The sequence below is a fragment of the Aliisedimentitalea scapharcae genome, from assembly GCF_045277565.1.
In the GTDB taxonomy this organism is placed as follows: Bacteria; Pseudomonadota; Alphaproteobacteria; order Rhodobacterales; family Rhodobacteraceae; genus Aliisedimentitalea; species Aliisedimentitalea scapharcae.
In genome coordinates this window covers 56,347-72,621 of sequence record NZ_CP123586.1, presented here as the reverse complement: position 1 = coordinate 72,621, position 16,275 = coordinate 56,347, and the positions used below count along the sequence as shown (strand labels likewise).

The 16,275-nt window shown below is 55.9% G+C and carries 14 protein-coding genes; 7 read left to right on the top strand and 7 right to left on the bottom strand.

Annotated features, from left to right (window positions below):
* Positions 1-15 precede the first annotated feature (15 nt).
* Entirely contained in the window at positions 16-441 is a 426-nt protein-coding gene (locus QEZ52_RS22185) for a hypothetical protein (protein ID WP_343211672.1), read from the bottom strand.
* Positions 442-557: 116 nt separating this feature from the next.
* Here QEZ52_RS22185 and QEZ52_RS22180 point away from each other — a divergent pair, with 116 nt between their 5' ends.
* A complete protein-coding gene (locus QEZ52_RS22180) occupies positions 558-1,466 on the top strand; it encodes a LysR family transcriptional regulator (protein ID WP_343211671.1) in 909 nt (302 codons plus the stop codon).
* A 43-nt stretch (positions 1,467-1,509) separates the two neighbouring features.
* On the opposite strand, the gene QEZ52_RS22175 is transcribed toward QEZ52_RS22180, so the two are convergent.
* Positions 1,510-2,214, bottom strand: coding sequence for an NAD(P)H-dependent oxidoreductase (locus tag QEZ52_RS22175; protein ID WP_343211670.1), 705 nt, complete (start codon positions 2,212-2,214; stop codon positions 1,510-1,512).
* 308 nt (positions 2,215-2,522) lie between these two features.
* Between QEZ52_RS22175 and QEZ52_RS22170 the strand changes: the two genes are divergently transcribed.
* The 3 genes from QEZ52_RS22170 to QEZ52_RS22160 all read left to right on the top strand — a co-directional run bounded on the left by QEZ52_RS22170 (position 2,523) and on the right by QEZ52_RS22160 (position 5,253).
* On the top strand, positions 2,523-3,515 hold the full coding sequence (locus QEZ52_RS22170) for an IS30 family transposase (protein ID WP_343211669.1): 993 nt from the start codon (positions 2,523-2,525) through the stop codon (positions 3,513-3,515).
* A 106-nt stretch (positions 3,516-3,621) separates the two neighbouring features.
* The gene (locus QEZ52_RS22165; RefSeq protein WP_343211668.1) at positions 3,622-4,968 is read left to right on the top strand and encodes an ISNCY family transposase; all 1,347 of its coding nucleotides are present in this window, start codon (positions 3,622-3,624) and stop codon (positions 4,966-4,968) included.
* 15 nt (positions 4,969-4,983) lie between these two features.
* Positions 4,984-5,253, top strand: coding sequence for a hypothetical protein (locus tag QEZ52_RS22160; RefSeq protein WP_343211667.1), 270 nt, complete (start codon positions 4,984-4,986; stop codon positions 5,251-5,253).
* A gap of 435 nt (positions 5,254-5,688) precedes the next feature.
* Here the strand turns inward: QEZ52_RS22160 and QEZ52_RS22155 are convergent, their stop codons facing one another.
* The 5 genes from QEZ52_RS22155 to QEZ52_RS22135 all read right to left on the bottom strand — a co-directional run bounded on the left by QEZ52_RS22155 (position 5,689) and on the right by QEZ52_RS22135 (position 12,219).
* Positions 5,689-6,951: an aminotransferase class V-fold PLP-dependent enzyme gene (locus tag QEZ52_RS22155; RefSeq protein ID WP_343211666.1), complete on the bottom strand. Its 1,263-nt coding sequence runs from the start codon at positions 6,949-6,951 to the stop codon at positions 5,689-5,691.
* A gap of 21 nt (positions 6,952-6,972) precedes the next feature.
* Positions 6,973-7,986 (bottom strand): glutamate cyclase domain-containing protein, encoded by a 1,014-nt coding sequence (locus tag QEZ52_RS22150; RefSeq protein WP_343211665.1) that lies wholly within the window; start codon positions 7,984-7,986, stop codon positions 6,973-6,975.
* Positions 7,987-9,249, bottom strand: coding sequence for a hypothetical protein (locus QEZ52_RS22145; protein WP_343211664.1), 1,263 nt, complete (start codon positions 9,247-9,249; stop codon positions 7,987-7,989). It lies immediately after the preceding gene.
* A complete protein-coding gene (locus tag QEZ52_RS22140) occupies positions 9,246-10,736 on the bottom strand; it encodes an aldehyde dehydrogenase family protein (RefSeq protein ID WP_343211663.1) in 1,491 nt (496 codons plus the stop codon). Before QEZ52_RS22140 ends, QEZ52_RS22145 begins: the two co-directional genes overlap by 4 nt.
* A 106-nt stretch (positions 10,737-10,842) precedes the next feature.
* Positions 10,843-12,219, bottom strand: a complete 1,377-nt coding sequence (locus QEZ52_RS22135) for an aminotransferase (RefSeq protein ID WP_406651383.1) — start codon at positions 12,217-12,219, stop codon at positions 10,843-10,845.
* Between the two features lie 104 nt (positions 12,220-12,323).
* Here QEZ52_RS22135 and QEZ52_RS22130 point away from each other — a divergent pair, with 104 nt between their 5' ends.
* From QEZ52_RS22130 to QEZ52_RS22120, 3 genes are all read left to right on the top strand, one after another.
* Complete coding sequence (locus tag QEZ52_RS22130; protein ID WP_343211661.1) at positions 12,324-13,250, top strand: LysR family transcriptional regulator; 927 nt, start codon at positions 12,324-12,326, stop codon at positions 13,248-13,250.
* Positions 13,251-13,814: 564 nt separating this feature from the next.
* Complete coding sequence (locus QEZ52_RS22125) at positions 13,815-14,684, top strand: hypothetical protein (RefSeq protein ID WP_343211660.1); 870 nt, start codon at positions 13,815-13,817, stop codon at positions 14,682-14,684.
* A 29-nt stretch (positions 14,685-14,713) separates the two neighbouring features.
* On the top strand, positions 14,714-16,267 hold the full coding sequence (locus QEZ52_RS22120) for an ABC transporter substrate-binding protein (RefSeq protein ID WP_343211659.1): 1,554 nt from the start codon (positions 14,714-14,716) through the stop codon (positions 16,265-16,267).
* Positions 16,268-16,275: the final 8 nt, after the last annotated feature.

Sequence of the window (16,275 nt, the reverse complement as noted above, 5' to 3'; positions counted from 1 at the left end):
ATAGTCCTTGCGAGGTCATCTCAAAGCCGACCCGATGTGCGGCTTTCGAGGCTCTTGCGGATCGAAATGAGGCCGGGGTTCTCCATCCGATCGACGGTACTGCACCCATCCAACGGCAGCCCTTATTGTCGTAATGTTAAATACCGCCACCTCTTTGGTGCCAACCCCGCGGGTCAGCGGCGCTGTCAGTTCGGCATCATAATCTGTCTGCCACTCCTGGACGGTCACAAAGGACCGAACCCTGGTCGGTGCCGAGATAAAGGCAACGCCGTCCCTGGCAAATGTCAGATCCGTCTCGGGACCGCGCAGGTTGCGCAACGGCACCTCGGTTTCCCCAAGTTCCGGCGAGACAACCGTGCCCACGACACCACCCGCATCAATATGAAACGCCTGACGACGGGGGCTGTGGACGTGATAGTTGACCATGACAGTTTGGGGCATGACAGCCTCTTTGGGAAACAGGGCCACCAAAGTGGCTTTCCATTAAAGTACATGTTGAAAATCAGATAAAAAGCGTCCATTTCAGGATAGATAATTCGGATTATGGATATAAAGAGATGGATACTGACAGCCTTCGCCTGTTCGTAATGGCCGCGGAAAAGCTCAACATCAGCGCTGCGGGGCGTGAGCTTGGGCTTGCGCCTGCCGTGTCCAGTGCGCGGCTTGCAAAGCTGGAGCATTCACTTGGGGCGGACCTGTTACACCGCTCGACTCGCAAAGTCGCGCTGTCGCTGGAGGGTGCCGAATTCCTGCCTTTTGCCCGCGAGATACTTGCCCAAGAAGAGGCTGGTCGCGCCGCTCTGGGACAGGGGCAAGCAGCCCCCTCTGGCAAATTGCGCTTCACTGCACCCAGCACCTTTGCGCAGCTCTATATCGCTCCGATCCTGCCAGTGTTCCTGAAGCAATATCCCGGCATCACGCTGGACTTGCGTCTCTCGGACAGCCGGTTCGATCTGATCGAGGGAAGCTTTGATCTGGCTCTCAGAAACGCTGCACTGGAAGACACCAGCCTCAAAGGGCGCAAGCTGGCCAGCGACCGTCGCATTCTCTGTGCTTCGCCGGATTACCTCGCCGAACACGGCACACCGCTACACCCAAAAGATCTGAACCAACACGATCTAATCGCATTTGCGGATCAGGAACCGCGCCCGCTGACGGGGCCGACAGGTCCCAGCGGGGTGTACAGCCCGCGAGATGCGCGCAGCCAGCTCATCATGGATGATGGGTTAAGTCAAAAGATCGCAACGATCGCAAGCGCAGGCATTTCGATAAACTCGATCTGGAGCGTCCATCAGGACCTCTTGGCGGGCCGTTTGATCCGCGTTTTGCCGGACTACCACGTTGCGGACGATTCAGTGCTGTGGCTGGTTTACCCCAAAGCCAATGTCCTGTCCGCAAAGGTGAGGGTGTTCATAGATTTCCTGCTTGAACACATCGGCAGGAATCCCGCTTGGGAGCAAAGCTGAGACCCGCCGGGACAAGGTCAATACCTGCCCCGGCTGGCAAAGCTTAGAACCAGCTGACAGTGTCTTTCATGGAACGGCGAGTCTTGGGGAATTCCGGGTCAGCTGCGCGATACCCAAAGGCGAACATCACGGCAGGCTTGTAGAGTTTCGGATCAACCCCGAATTGCTCTTCCAACGCCTGCGAGGTCGCGTCCATCTGGAACCCCTCGATGGGGCAGGAATCGATGCCCATCAGCGCACCGGTGGTCATCATGTTGGCCAGCACGATATAGGCCTGTTTCCCCGCCCAGTCGCTGATTTCGCGGTCGGTGGTGATCTTGTGGTCCGACTGCTGGAAATTACCATAGGCGCCGTTGAAGATCTCGATCACCTCGTCTGGCAACTGCTTCACCTGACGATAGAAGTCCTGCAGGTAATCGGAGCCGGCGGTCATGGTTTGCGCCGTGCTGGCAAGGATGATGCCGAAATGGCTTGCGGTTCCCAACTGTCCGGTGGTGCCGTTCATCATGCCATTCGCACCCCAGGAAAACTCGCGCAACAGTTCTCGTTTTTCCGGCGTCTGAATCATGAGAATCTTGAAGGGCTCATGCCCGAACGAGGTCGGCGACAGACGCGCCGCTTCAAGAATGGTCGCAAACTCTGGCTCGCTGATCTTGCGCTCGGGATCAAATACCTTGCAGGCATGACGGAAATTGAACGCTTCGATGATCGCGGCCTGAATTCCGGTTGTGTCCTGGATGTCTTTCATGTCTCTCGCTCCAATGCTGATGGAGTGGAGTTATGTGATCGACCGCTGTCCGATTAGAGGCCCGTTCACCAAAACACAATTCGGGTATCACACATAAAGCGGCAGGAACCGAGGCAATTGAAAATTCGAAAAGCGCAAAGCAACAGGTTTTTCAAGATAGCCCATGCCAGAGGGATCCCGGAATTGCTGCGGAAATACTCATTAATTAACATAACTATGATTATCGGCTTGCTGACTGCAACCGCGGCACATTCTAAACTGGGAAGCGACTTTTCCTCTATCCTACTGGAAAGTCAGGAGAACAGTTTATGAAACGAACCGAGTTGAATCTAGCCGAACGGCGCAAAATCGAGGACCTTTTGCATAGGAAGGTAAAAGTCGCCGAGATTGCGCGCCAGATCAATCGCCACCGTGCGACTGTCTATCGTGAGATCAAACGCAATTTCTTCAAGGATGAAGAGTTGCCTCAGCTCAATGGCTATTACGGGATGCTTGCACAGAAATCGGCGGCTGATCGCCGTGCAAGACGTCGCAAACTGGTGCGAATTCCTGAACTCCGGGAAGCTGTGATAGGACGGCTCCAAGAAGGTTGGTCACCGGAACAGATTGCAGGGCGTCTAAAGCTTGAAGGTCATGCAACGACCGTCAGTCATGAGACGATTTACGCCTATGTCTACAGCCCAGACGGTCAATCACAGGCGTTGGCACGTTACCTTCCAGAACGGCGGAAGAAGCGAAAACCGCGCTATTCTCGCACACCTCGCGGCATGATGTTCCCACTTGAACGATCGATCCACAACAGGCCTGAGTACATAAAAGAACGTTCAACTTTTGGGGAGTGGGAAGGTGATCTTATGATTTTCCGGCGAGAGCACGGGAAAGCAAACGTCGCATCGTTGGTCGAACGGAAGACCCGCTTTGCAGTCTTGTTCCGCAACAATGATCGCAGTTCGAAACACTTCATGGCGAAACTCATGAACGTAATGGAACCCCTGCCCCAGATCGCGCGCCGGTCTATTACTTTTGATCGCGGAATTGAGTTCTCGGGATGGCGAAAGCTGGAATCAGGAATTGGAACGAGCGCCTGGTTCTGTGATCCGCAGGCCCCATGGCAAAAAGGCTCGGTTGAGAACCTGAACAAACGGGCTCGAAGGTATTTGCCACGCGATACCCCGATCGCGGCGCTCTCAAATCGCGACATGAAGGCGATTTGTGACCGCCTGAACGGAACACCAAGGAAATGTCTTGGGTGGCGAACACCAACAGAGGCATTCGCCGAAGAACTTAGAAAACTAGGATAGAGAAATGTCGCAACCTAACTTGAGTCCACACGCAAAGCGATAATGTCACCCATGAGCAAAGCAGAAGTGTCACTCTCCTCGCAAAGCGATGTGAGGATGAGCGGACATGGGATGGGTGGTTATGAGCGAGCGCGAGATGAACCGCGTGGAGGTTTTGGCGCAGGTCGATGATGGACGGCTGAGCGTCGATAATGCAGCGAACATGTTGGGCCTGACACGTCGGCAGGTTTTCCGGCTGCGCAAGCGATACCGTCAGGATGGTGCAGCGTCGATCCGGCACAAATCGCGTGGCAAAATTCCAAACAATCAGATCCACAAAGCCAAACGCGACTATGCGCTGAGCCTCATCAAGGAGAACTACCCGGATTTTGGCCCAACCCTGGCGGCAGAAATGCTGGCCCAACATCACGGGTTTAAGGTTTCCCGAGAGACGCTACGCAAATGGATGGTTGAAGATGGCATCTGGCTTTCGCGCAAACAGCGCCGCCGGTTTCACCAGCCGCGTCTACGCCGAGAATGTTTCGGCGAACTGATCCAGATCGACGGGTCGGATCACCGTTGGTTCGAGGATCGTGCTAACCCCTGCACCCTGCTCGTCTTCATTGATGACGCCACCAGTACCTTGATGGAATTGCGGTTTGTCAAATCCGAGAGCACATTCAGCTACTTCGAAGCATTGGAAAGCTATTTGCTCGAACACGGACGCCCCGTTGCATTCTACAGCGACAAACACACAGTGTTCCGCGTGGCCAAGGAAGACGCCAAGGCTGGCGCGGGTATGACCCAGTTTGGGCGTGCCTTGAATCAGTTGAACGTCGAGATTTTGTGCGCCAATTCCAGTCAGGCCAAGGGGCGCGTTGAGCGTGCCAACCGGACACTTCAGGACCGGCTGGTAAAGGAACTGCGGATCGCGGGTATCTCGGACATGGAAGCTGGGAACGCCTATCTGCAAGGCTTTAAAGAACGCCACAACGCGCAGTTCGCCAAAGCACCGACCAAGCCTGACAACCTGCACCGCGCGCTCAATGTCGAGCCGGATCGGCTGGCAGACGTGCTGTGCTGGCGCGAGAACAGGTACGTCGGCAAGCAGCTGACCTTCTCGTATGATCGTAAACGGATCATGCTTGAGGAGAATGACATCACGCGCGGTCTGGTCGGCAAATACGTCGACACCTATGCCTTTGTAGATGGCAGGTTTGAGGTGCGCCACAAAGGCCGGTCCCTGCCCTACAAAATCTTCGACATGGATCAGCGCGTGACCCACGCAGCAATCACCGACAACAAACGTCTAGGGGCTGTGCTGGAACATATCAAAGAACTGCAAGATGCCGCGCCACCCAAGCCGAAGGTGCGGACAAACTCAGAGAAGATGGGCTATAAGCCAAACGGCCGGAAGCAAGGCAGGCCCTCGGGGTCACGGGCAAAGAAGAAGATTGCACACGCCGCGGAATGACCCCAAGCTCGGCCCATGGATGCTGAAGAAGAACCAGAGATCATCATGTCCGATCTGTGCGCCGACGTTGAGATCGACGGGCACTTCTTGACTGTCGACATCTACAGGAGCGATGTCGATCCCGGCTGGATTCTGGAAGTCATAAACGAGTTCGGCACATCGACAGTCTTCGATGATCCGTTCTTGGCGGATGGTCTCGCCTGGCAGCAATTCGAAAAGACCATGAATGAAGAAGGCTTGGCCGCGTTCCTCACCAAAAAAGAGAAACGGCAGCTCTTCCACTGATCCCCGCAAAGCCTGCCAGAGCTCCGATATCTGAGGTCTACGCCCTGTCAGGCTTTGCTACCTTCAGCGCCCGTGGTGACACTTCTGCTTTGCACAACCGGTGACATTTCTGAATGGCGTTTACACTGACGTATAACCAAGCGGGCGTTAACGTTAACTTTAATTTCCATTATAAAGCAAATGTTTACACAGCAAGAGAACCGGTATCGGAGCCGCTTACACACAACTGCGGATCACAGAGAACACCAACCGACGCGCCTGACGTTGGTTCCCCCGCAAGTGCCTGGGATGGTAGGCACCAGCTGAGTTCTTTCCTGAAAAGATGCTGAAGGAAATGCGGCAAAGCCCCCACCCTGACAACAACAAGAGCGCGGTTCAAGCATCGCTCACACCCAGGTAGAAGCCTGTTGCACAGACCTCTACCTGGCGTTTGAATCAACTCAGCTGTTCGCCAAGAGCCTTGAGCGCGCCAAGCAGTTGGGCGACTTCCTGTTCAGTGTTATAGTGGCACAGCGAAATTCGGATGCAGTCCGGCAAGCCAAGTGGTTCCAGAACATTGCCGCTATAGTGGTCCGCTTTGCGGGTGTGGGTGCGAATGCCCTGCGCGTTCAGGATTTCCACCACATCGGGTGACTCCTTGCCTTTGACGACGACAGACACCAACCCTTCGCGGGCTGGGTTGTCTTCCCCTGCCAGGATGGTGATGTGATCCATGTCGCGCAGACCAGGTAGGTTGCCCGTGCCGTTGATCATCGTGTTTGTCAGATGGGTTTCATAGGCATGAATTGCGCGCCCTGCAGCCTCGATCCGGGCACGTGGATCTGTTTCGTCCGAAACCTCACTTCCCAACCAATCGAAGTAGCTGACAACGTCCGATACGGTCGCATAAGAGCCAGTATCACGGGTGCCGAACTCCCAGCCTGTCGCTGGCGCGTCGATCAGCATATCATGTGGTGCCGCACTGAACCTGTCGGAAATCCAGGCGATGCCATAGCCGTGGCGCGAGAAAACTTTGTAAGGCGAGATCGCATAGCCATCAACATTGTAAGCCTTCAAATCCAGTTGGCCGTGGGCCGCGTGCTGGATTCCATCGACGATAATCACGCAGTCAGGAGATACTGCCCGGATGGCTTTCGAAATCGCAGCGACATCCATACCCATGCCTGTCACAGGCGAAGCATGCAGGATTGTTGCTACCGCCACGTCCGGTGTCATGAGCGCAGCATAGTCATCTGCTGTGACCATACCTGTAGCGTCGTCATGGGGGACGTTCACATACTCCTGCCCAACAATACCCGCCCAACGGCGTGCCGCGCTGCGGGTGGCGGGATGTTCGATCGACGAACCGATGACCTTGGCCCCTTTGGGCGCATTCACGCAGGCAGTACGGATCATGCGGAACAGCAGCTCGGTCCCACTTTCGCCGGCGAAGAACTGACCTGACGCAGCATTCATAAACATCGCCAAATCCGCTTTGGCTTTGTTGATAACATTCTGGGTGCCCTGACCGGCGGGATTTATACGCCCGGGGTTATCCGGAATTGCCGCATAAAACGCCGAGGTTTCGGCCACCGATTTCAGCGTCAGCGCTCCACCAGCGTTTTCAAAGAAGACACGCTCGCCCTGATAGGGGCAGGTGTCCACATGGGCAAACCGATCACGGATTGCGGCGATAAGGGCGGGATTGTTTTGGATCATCTGTTTGTCCTGTCAGAAATCTCAGAGCGCACGGCTCACGATGGTGCGGCAGAGTTCGGCGACACCGATATGGCTTTGGCGGGGGAAACCGTCGACGCTGTCATCGACGATCCCGTGGGTGGAGTTGATCAGACCATTGGTGACCATTGTGTCCAGTAACAAGGCCTCGCGGTCGGGGGTATGCAACAATTTGGCGTTGCCTGTTCGCGCAGCCATGGCCGCAGCGATGGCGGTACATCCCCAATTGGAACAGGCGGCGGTGACCAGAACATCGCATCCGGTCACGGCACCGATGCCTCCGCCACAGCCACATTGGCAAACATCACCATAGGGCACGTGGGATGTGACGTGGTCTGCTACTTTGCCCATACCGATCTCGTTGCCCCCATCGCCAACAGCGACCACGGGGATACCGCGTTCAAGGGCGAGATCGAACAGAAAGTCCACACGTGCGCGACCCATTCCATAGTCAATTCCGCGCATCGAGTGGTACACGCCGGACTCGTTGCGTCCCACCCGTTCGGTTGAGAACAAAAGGTCCGGCTGTAGCTTGTCCAGCATCTCAGTGGCCTGAGCCTGTCCTGCGTCATCCTCGGTTGCATAGGGCAACATCACAATGGTCGCGAGGCTATGGTCTGCACGTGCAATTGCGGCTTGCTGCAGAGTTACAGGGAACAGTCCTGCCGCCTGCATCACGTTCTGGATCGCAGGCAGCAAGGTGTCTTCGCACAGCATCACACAGGTCGCATTACGTTCTAGAACCAACGCCCGTGCAATCGCTGCGGCCCCTGACGGTCCGTCATTCTCCCCCAACTCAGGCGTGATCCAGGCCCGAGAGACGGACCCCGTGGTCAGAATTACTGTGCCCCCTTCGGGAACAGCCATCAGCGCATCCGCAGCAGCGCCGACCAGCGATCCACCCTGCAAGGCACGCGCGGCTTCGAACAAGTGTTCGACACCGCGTTCGCCCATGTCGATGTTCACCAGTTGATCCAGCCGATTGTCGAGCCGCGTGATCAGATTGGGATCGGTCATTCATACGTCTCCAAACAATAGGGTGGCAAACCAATCCGCATCGTCCAGATGCGCGGCGGTCTCCTGCATGGCAGCAACCAGACAGGTCGCCACAGCGGTCGCGCCACCGGCACGGGCCACTGCGCCCGAAGTCGGTTTTAATCGGATCGATACACGCCCACCGGGTTGGCCGTGAGTGTTCACAGTCACGATCCCCTTGTCACGCAGCATCAGCATACCGATGGCGGCGGTGACTTCGGCAGGAACACGATCAGTTTGCTTTTGTCCGGCCATCGCCAACACGAGATCCAACGTATCCTGCTCGTCGACCTTGGGCCCAAGCGCCGACCGCGTAACGCGGCCAGCTCCCAAGACGGCTTCCAGACCGGCGGCCAGATCCTGACCGTCCTGCGCCTCTTGGATCAACAGTTCGGGCGTAAAACCCTGCAGGCTTCGCATGGCCCCTACAGCGATAGGTGCGCGCGCCTCCATCCCGAGCTCACTTGCTTTGGCTTGTACCGGAACCAAGGCATCTGCATTGCCACAAAGCACACCTGCACGTGGGCCAGTCAGACCAGCTTTATCCGCATTGGTAATCACCAGATCAGCACCAAAAGACAGCGAAGGTGCTCCGTTTTTCAGGACTGGCCGAAACCGCGCACCATAGGCTTCGTCCAGCAGAACGACGCTGCCCGCTTGCTGAGCCAAACGCACGGCTCCGCCGATGAGCTCGTCGTCCAGCAAAGCCAATTCCGAAGTCACGGGCGTAATCACAACCAGTGTTGGTTGATGCTCGGCAATCAGGGCCTTGATGTCTTCCAGGTCGTAACCTTCGTGAACAGGTACATTGGCCAACCGCGCACCTCGAGTAACCGACGCATGTGAGCGATCGCCACGGGGTACCAGAGACACAACCGAACGCCCGTTTGAATGAGCGAGAACCGTCGCCACAATGCCGGCACTGGTCCGATTGACAACGGCAACAGATTCACTGCCGTCCCCACCTAAATGTGCAATCGCAGCCTGCCTCAATTCTTCACTGAACAGACCGGGACCGACCCACTCTTCGCAGTTTTCTGCCAAATCCTGAGCAGTCGCCGGATAGAACCGAAGGTTCCCGGTGCAGATCGCGACCTTGTCGATGCCCTCGCGCGCGACGAAATCCGCCGCCACGCGCCCCGCCTGGGCCAAGCGCCGCACCTCGTCTGCTGAGCCTGTCAACACCGCGCCGCGGGCAAAGCCCACGCTAGGGTCAATGGTATTTCCAAAGCGATCAACGCTCATTCGCCAGCTTCCACATTGATGGTTACGCTTTTACGATAGGTATAGGCTTCGAGCGCGCCTTCGATCGAATACTCGCTGCCCATGCCGGACTGTTTTGTCCCGCCATAAGACATGCCAGGAATTTGCCCGCCACCTTGGTTCACCTGAATCCAACCTGCGTCGATGCTGCGTGTCAGACGGGTGATGCGACTGACATCATGCGTAAAGATGAATGCCGCCAGCCCGTAATGGGTATCATTGGCCATTTCGATGACTTCGGCTTCGGAGTCAAAGGGGATCGCGACCATGACAGGGCCAAAAACCTCTTCGCGCGCGATGCGCCACGTGTTGTCGACGCCTGTGATGATGGTCGGGTTTGGGGTAAAACCTGCTGGATCTTCCGCCGGCGTTCCTCCGATAAGGAATTCGGCACCTTGGGCTTCAGCCTCGGCTACAAAAGCGCGGATTTCACCATAGCGCTCGGCATTCACCACAGCGCCCATATCAACATCCGGGTCAAGCGCATCGCCGACTTTGAGGGCCGCGGATTTCTCTGCCACCTTGGGCAGCAATGTGTCCCAAATATCTTTGTGAATGAACAGGCGTGATCCGGCGGTGCAGCTTTGACCCTGACGTGCAAATCGCATCGCGTTGGCAACCTGTTGCGCCGTTGTTTCCAGACGTCCGTTTTCAATTGCATCCGGGAAAACGATTGTCGGAGATTTGCCACCCAGTTCCAGAGTTACCTTGGCAATGCGGTCGGCGGCGGAATGTGCGATCAGCTTGCCTACTTCGGACGAGCCAGTAAAGGACACCTTGTTGATGCCCGGATGGTTGGCGATGGCGGCACCCGCATCTTCACCAAAACCAGTGACGACATTGAACACACCGGGTGGGAACAGACCGTCCGCCAATTCGACCAGCTTCAAGATCGCAAGTGGCGCGTCTTCGGCGGCTTTCAGGATCAGGCAGTTGCCAGTGGCCAACGCCATCGAGATTTTGACCGCTCCCAATTGCAAGGGCGAGTTCCACGGGATAATCGAGCCAACAATCCCATGCGGTTCCCGGGTGGAATAGCTGAAGATGCCGGGGCCCAACGGCAGGGTTTCACCCTTTTGTTCGACAGCGACCCCACCATAATATTTCAACACACCAGCCGCGCCCATCGCTTCGCCGCGCGATTGGGTCTTGATCGCATTGCCGGATTCAGCGGCCAGAACACGGGCGACTTCTTCGGCGTTTTCTTCGAGCCGTCGGCCGAGTTCGCTCAACAGCTTACCCCGATCGGCGGCAGCCATGGCGCGCCATCCGGGCAGCGCAGCGCGAGCCGCATCGACAGCCAGATCAACTTCTGTCGCGGTGCCACGTCCGACAGCACATATGTCAACGCGACGCGACGGGTTTTCAATCGTCAGCGTCTGACCATTGGCAGGCCAATGCCAAGCGCCGTTGATGTAGTTTCCGGCCAGTCCAGCCTCGGGCAGTTTCGGCTCCAGCAACGTAGTCATTTTGTCTTCCTCAGCGCGTGTCGGTGTTTAATAAAGATACGCTGCCCCCGGGGAGAATGGGAGCAGCGCTGGATTCAGATGAGAGCGGGATCTGAACCCGTCGAGATCAGATTTTGCCGCGAACCACGGCCCAGGCATCATCCAGAGCGCCCTTGAACCGTTCGGTTGCGATTTCAATCTCGTCATCGTTGATGATCAGTGGCGGCATAAAGCTCATCCGGTCGCCGATCGCGCGCAGATACAGCCCGCGATCATGAGCAAAGTTCTGCACCAGCTCGCCAACTTTCCATGACGGATCAAAAGGCTCGCGCGTTTTGACATCTTTCATCAGCTCAAAGCCACAGAACAGACCAACACCGCGCACTTCGGCGACCAGCGGGTGATCTTGCATCGCATAACATTTCTCAAGGAAACCCTTAGAAACTTTGCGGACGTGGCCTACCAGATCAATCTCGTCATAGATGTCCAGCGCTTCAAGCGAAACCGCGGCTCCCACTGGGTGCCCGGCGTAGGTATACCCATGCCCAAAGGTGCCCATTTCGTCCGAGTTTTTCATCATATCGGCATAGAAATCATCCCGGAACATCAGAGCAGACACAGGGAAGAATGCCGCTGACAGGGCTTTGGCGCAGGTGACCATATCAGGCTTGAGGTTCCAGGTTTCAGATCCCCAACGATTGCCCGTACGACCAAAGCCGGTCACAACTTCATCGACCAGGAAGGTGATGTTGTACTTGCGGATCACCGCCTGCATCTCCTCCCAATAACCTTTAGGCGGCATCAAGGCACCACCACCCGAAATTGCTGGCTCAGCAAAGAATGCGGCGATTGTGTCGGGGCCTTCGGCAAGGATCAAATCCTCAAACGACTTTGCCATCCGGGCCGAAAATTCTTCCTCGGTCTCGCCATCAATGTGAAAGCGGTAATAGTTGGGCAATTCCGTGTGCTTGAACTCGGGCAGGGGCAGGCCGAACTTGGCATGCATGTGCGGCTGACCCGACAACGATGCAGTTGCCACAGTGTTGCCGTGATAGCCGCGAATACGTCCGATCACCTTGCGACGTTCGGGCTGACCCTTGGCCGTGTTGGTGTACCACAAGAGTTTGATCGCGGTGTCGTTTGCTTCCGAACCGGAACACTGGATCAGTGCGCGGGTCATGTCGCCGGGGGCCAGTTTGGTCAAACGCCCACACAGTTCCGCCACACGCGGGTGCGATCGGTTGTAAAAGGTCGGCGCAAAAGGCAGCGTATTCATCTGGCGCACGGCAGCATTTGCCAGTCGTTCATTGTGATAACCCAATGACATACAGCCCAGACCGGAAAACCCGTCCATGATTTCGTTGCCCTGATCGTCATAGACGTAAACGCCCTTGCCATGAGTGATCATGGTAGGACCGTTTTCAGCATGTTGGCGCAGGTTAGACTGAGGGTGGACGTGGTGCGCCTTGTCTAAGGCAATCGTATGGGTGGCGTCGACGTTCATTTCGCGGGCTCCAGAGAAATTCGTTGTGGCGATTTCACATTCATCTTGACTGAGGATCAATCTCGAAGTTTTCTCATTTTAATGAATCAAATTCAGGCAACCTCATGAAACCCCTTCTCGACCTACGCCATTTGCAACTTATTCAGGCGATCATCGAAACTGGTCGCATCACTGATGCGGCCAAGGTTTTGGGGGTTACCCCTTCGGCTTTGTCACACCGCTTGCGCGAGGCCGAGCGACGTCTTGACGTGCCCCTGTTCACCCGGATGCACAAAAAGCTCCGCAAGACACCGGCTGCGGATTATCTAGCGGTGGTCGCTGAACGTGTCCTGTCGGACCTGAGTCGCGCTGAAGAAGACGTGCGGCGCATGAACCGTGGCATTCAGCACGTGGTGAGATTGTCGGTCGAAGCCTATAGCAACTATCGCTGGCTTCCTTCGTTTATCAAATTTCTAAAAACCCGGACCGAGGGGATCGATATTCAGATCATGGCCGGTGCCCGAGGCGATCCCCTGACCGGAGTGCTCAACCGGCACATCGACATTGCCGTGGTGTCTGGCAATATCGCTCAGGCGGGTCTGGGCAGCCTGGCCCTGTTTGATGATCCTCTGCTGTATATCATGGCACCGACGCATCGGCTGGCAGACAGGGCGTTCGTCGAAGGTACTGATATCGAGGGGGAACCCTTTATCACCTATACCAAAGTTCCAGAACCAGATCGGGAATTTGCCCGTCTGTTCCGCCCCACTGACAGCTATCCGCAATGGGCAGCGACCGTGGAACTGCCAGAGGCGATCGTCGAATTGGTGGCGTCGGATCTTGGCACCAGTGTTCTGTCCAGCTGGGCGCTGCAGGCAGCCTTGAAGGAACAGAGAATCGTGGGCGCACAGGTCACTCAAGAGGGGATTACCGTGCCTTGGTGCGCAGTCCTAAGATCAGAAGACATGGTCGAGGATGACCCGATCATGCTGGTTGCCGAGTTACTGGCAGAGTGGTGCGACATGCCGGATTCGGGCTTTCACAGCATGTAGAGGAGGAGTCCATTTTCGTTGCGTGAAATGGCCAGATTTGACGTGCGCACCCTACAATATCAGGTGGTGATGAAAAAAAAATTCAGTCAAATTTTGCAATTTTGGTCTACGTGATCGTCGGTGTCGTGTCTTCTGAACACGTTGACGCTGAGAGAATTCACAGGTGCTACGGCATGCCCTTGAAGGAATTCCAACTGTCAGGGTATGCCGCTTTTGGCTGAACGCTCAAGACCAGTGAGTTAATGGCTTAATTTCAATCGGATACGCTTTGAAGTGCGTAAGGTCTGACGCGTGCTGCTCGAGTTGGACCGAATGGAATTTCTGAAAAATTCGCACCTCTGGCACCTTCGGAAGATGTGCGTCCCAGCAGGGCTTTTCGAAGGCCCCCACCATCCTGGATGAATTCTTTTCATCAAAATCAGATTATTATTAAATTGAAATAATCTTAAGCAGCGCAATTATGGCCGAAACTTAACGCAGACCTATCACGTCCGAAGTCTCGAATCCCTTTGAAAGCCACTGCTTTCAGAGCCCGGGAGAGAATTGCGCAAAGGGAGGATGCCAATGGCCGATTTTACCACAGACTTGAGCACCACTGAGTTTTCGACAAGTACGCTGTTTGACGTCGAAACCTATCCTTTGAACCAGCCCGATAGCGACGCCTACGGCATCATGCTCGAGCAGGCGATCACAGGTCTTGATACTGTCAGCTGTGCGCAGTTGCCCAATTTCATACGGCCTGAAATCGTCGAAGCCATGCAACGCGAAGCAGCAGAGCTGGCTGATGGGGCGGTGTTCCACGAGGCGAATTTGAACCCCTATTTCTCGAATCCGCCCGAAGACACCCCAGAAGATCATCCGCTGAACCGTTTTTCCCCACGGCGCCATGGCATGGTGCGCGGCGACAAATTTGCCCGCGATGGGGTGATATGGGCAGTGTTTCAAAACCCGGATCTATGCCGGTTCGTGGCTCAGGCACTTTGGTATGAAAAACTCTATACCTACCGCGACCCTTACGCCTGCACCAATGTGAACGTCCAGCCCGATGGCTGCGAATTTGCCTGGCATTTCGACAACAACGACTTCACCGTTTCCTTCGGATTGAAACAGTCGGATCGGGGTGGGGACCTTGAATATGTGCCCAACCTGCGTAGCCGCGAGAACGAAAACTACGACGCGGTGAAACAGGTGCTGGACGGAGATCGCACAAACCTGCGCACTTTGAAATTGCGCCCGGGTGATCTGCAATTGTTCCGAGGCGGGTACACGTTGCACCGGGTCACTGCACCGCAAGGCAGTGAACGTCAAAGTCTCTTGCTCAGCTACGTAACCAACCCGACCGACATCACCACATCGGACAAGGCCATTAGAATCTGGGGCGAAGCGCACCCGGATCACTTCGCACGCGACGAACAGCTCGCCCAATCGGGCTGAACCAATACACTTCTTGGGAGGAACAAGACATGAAAAAATACACATCTGGCCTGCAAATCGGCCGCCGCGGGTTCCTGACGGGCTCGGCTGCGGTATTGGGCTTGTCGCAATTGCCGCGCCCGGCAGTTGCCGCGCCTACCAAGGGCGGAACATTCCGTGTCTCGGTCAACCAAGGTGGAACCAGCGACACTCTGAACCCCGCCGAAGCCAGCGGTTCACAGCAGATCATGGTGGGTTGGGCACTGCGCAACAACCTCACGGAAATCGGATCAGACAACAAGTTGAAGCCTGAGTTGGCCACCAACTGGTCGTCTGATGATGCGCAGACTTGGGTATTCAAACTGCGCCAAGGCGTGACCTTCCATAATGGAAAGACCCTGGGTACCGAGGACGTTATCGCCTCGTTGAACCTGCACCGTGGCGAGGATTCAACGTCAGGCGCAAAGTCTCTGTTGGCAGGTGTTGATGACATCACAGCCGAGGGCAGCGACGGGATCAAAATAACCCTGTCTGCCCCAAATGCCGACTTCCCCTTCATCTTGTCAGATTACCACTTCCAGATCATGCCGGTTGGCGCAGATGGAGAATTGGATCTGTCAGGCACAGGTACCGGCGGTTACACTCTGGAAAGCTGGAAACCCGGTGTAAAAACCGTTTTGAAACGCAATCCAAACTACTGGAAAGAGGGCGCGGCAAACTTTGACACTGTCGAATTGCTGCTGATCTCGGATTCTGGGGCGGCCACAACAGCGCTGGTCACCGGCGAAATCGACGCAGTTCAATCTGCGGAATACAAGACATTGGGCTTGTTGGGCCGCGACAAAAACGTTGCCATTGAATCGATCTCGGGCGGGTTCCACCCAACCTTTGCCATGCAAAGCTCTCAGGCACCGTTTAACGACAACAACGTGCGTCTTGCGCTGAAGTACGGGGTGGACCGTGAGGCCTTGGTGAAGAAGGTGTTGCGCGGGCATGGAACCGTGGCCAACGACCACCCGGTTGCACCTTCGATGCCTTACTTCGACGCATTGCTGGAACAACGCGCTTATGATCCGGACAAAGCCAAATTCCACCTCAAAGAAGCTGGCCTGGACAGTCTCAGCGTATCGCTGAGTGTATCAGATTCATTGTTCGCGGGCGCGGTCGATTCCGTCACGCTGTTCCGTGAACACGCAGCCCCCGGTGGCATCGATGTACAGGTCGCACGCGAACCCGGTGATGGCTACTGGTCCGACGTCTGGATGAAGAAGCCCTTCTTTACCAGCTCGTGGGGCGCGCGCCCGGTGCCGGACATGATTTTCGCCACAGCCTATTCCAAGGGTGGCGACTGGAACGAAAGTGAATTCAGCAACGATACGTTCCAGCAGCTGATGCTGGCAGCCCGCTCTGAACTGGATGAAGCCAAACGGGGTCAGATGTACGGCGACATGCAGGCAATTCTGAAAGATGAGGGCGGGTCGGTGATCCCGTTCTTCCGTAACTTTGTCTATGCCCGTCGCGCTGATGTGAGCCATTCCGAAGACGTGGCCTCCAATTGGGCTTTGGATGGTTACAAGGCCATCGAACGCTGGTGGAAAGTCTAAGTCTTTCA

Excerpts from the sequence above, each read along its gene's own strand:
- QEZ52_RS22185 (WP_343211672.1), bottom strand. The coding sequence starts at position 441 with ATGCCCCAAACTGTCATGGTCAACTATCACGTCCACAGCCCCCGTCGT.
- QEZ52_RS22180 (WP_343211671.1), top strand. The coding sequence starts at position 558 with ATGGATACTGACAGCCTTCGCCTGTTCGTAATGGCCGCGGAAAAGCTC.
- QEZ52_RS22175 (WP_343211670.1), bottom strand. The coding sequence starts at position 2,214 with ATGAAAGACATCCAGGACACAACCGGAATTCAGGCCGCGATCATCGAA.
- QEZ52_RS22170 (WP_343211669.1), top strand. The coding sequence starts at position 2,523 with ATGAAACGAACCGAGTTGAATCTAGCCGAACGGCGCAAAATCGAGGAC.
- QEZ52_RS22165 (WP_343211668.1), top strand. The coding sequence starts at position 3,622 with ATGGGATGGGTGGTTATGAGCGAGCGCGAGATGAACCGCGTGGAGGTT.
- QEZ52_RS22160 (WP_343211667.1), top strand. The coding sequence starts at position 4,984 with ATGGATGCTGAAGAAGAACCAGAGATCATCATGTCCGATCTGTGCGCC.
- QEZ52_RS22155 (WP_343211666.1), bottom strand. The coding sequence starts at position 6,951 with ATGATCCAAAACAATCCCGCCCTTATCGCCGCAATCCGTGATCGGTTT.
- QEZ52_RS22150 (WP_343211665.1), bottom strand. The coding sequence starts at position 7,986 with ATGACCGATCCCAATCTGATCACGCGGCTCGACAATCGGCTGGATCAA.
- QEZ52_RS22145 (WP_343211664.1), bottom strand. The coding sequence starts at position 9,249 with ATGAGCGTTGATCGCTTTGGAAATACCATTGACCCTAGCGTGGGCTTT.
- QEZ52_RS22140 (WP_343211663.1), bottom strand. The coding sequence starts at position 10,736 with ATGACTACGTTGCTGGAGCCGAAACTGCCCGAGGCTGGACTGGCCGGA.
- QEZ52_RS22135 (WP_406651383.1), bottom strand. The coding sequence starts at position 12,219 with ATGAACGTCGACGCCACCCATACGATTGCCTTAGACAAGGCGCACCAC.
- QEZ52_RS22130 (WP_343211661.1), top strand. The coding sequence starts at position 12,324 with ATGAAACCCCTTCTCGACCTACGCCATTTGCAACTTATTCAGGCGATC.
- QEZ52_RS22125 (WP_343211660.1), top strand. The coding sequence starts at position 13,815 with ATGGCCGATTTTACCACAGACTTGAGCACCACTGAGTTTTCGACAAGT.
- QEZ52_RS22120 (WP_343211659.1), top strand. The coding sequence starts at position 14,714 with ATGAAAAAATACACATCTGGCCTGCAAATCGGCCGCCGCGGGTTCCTG.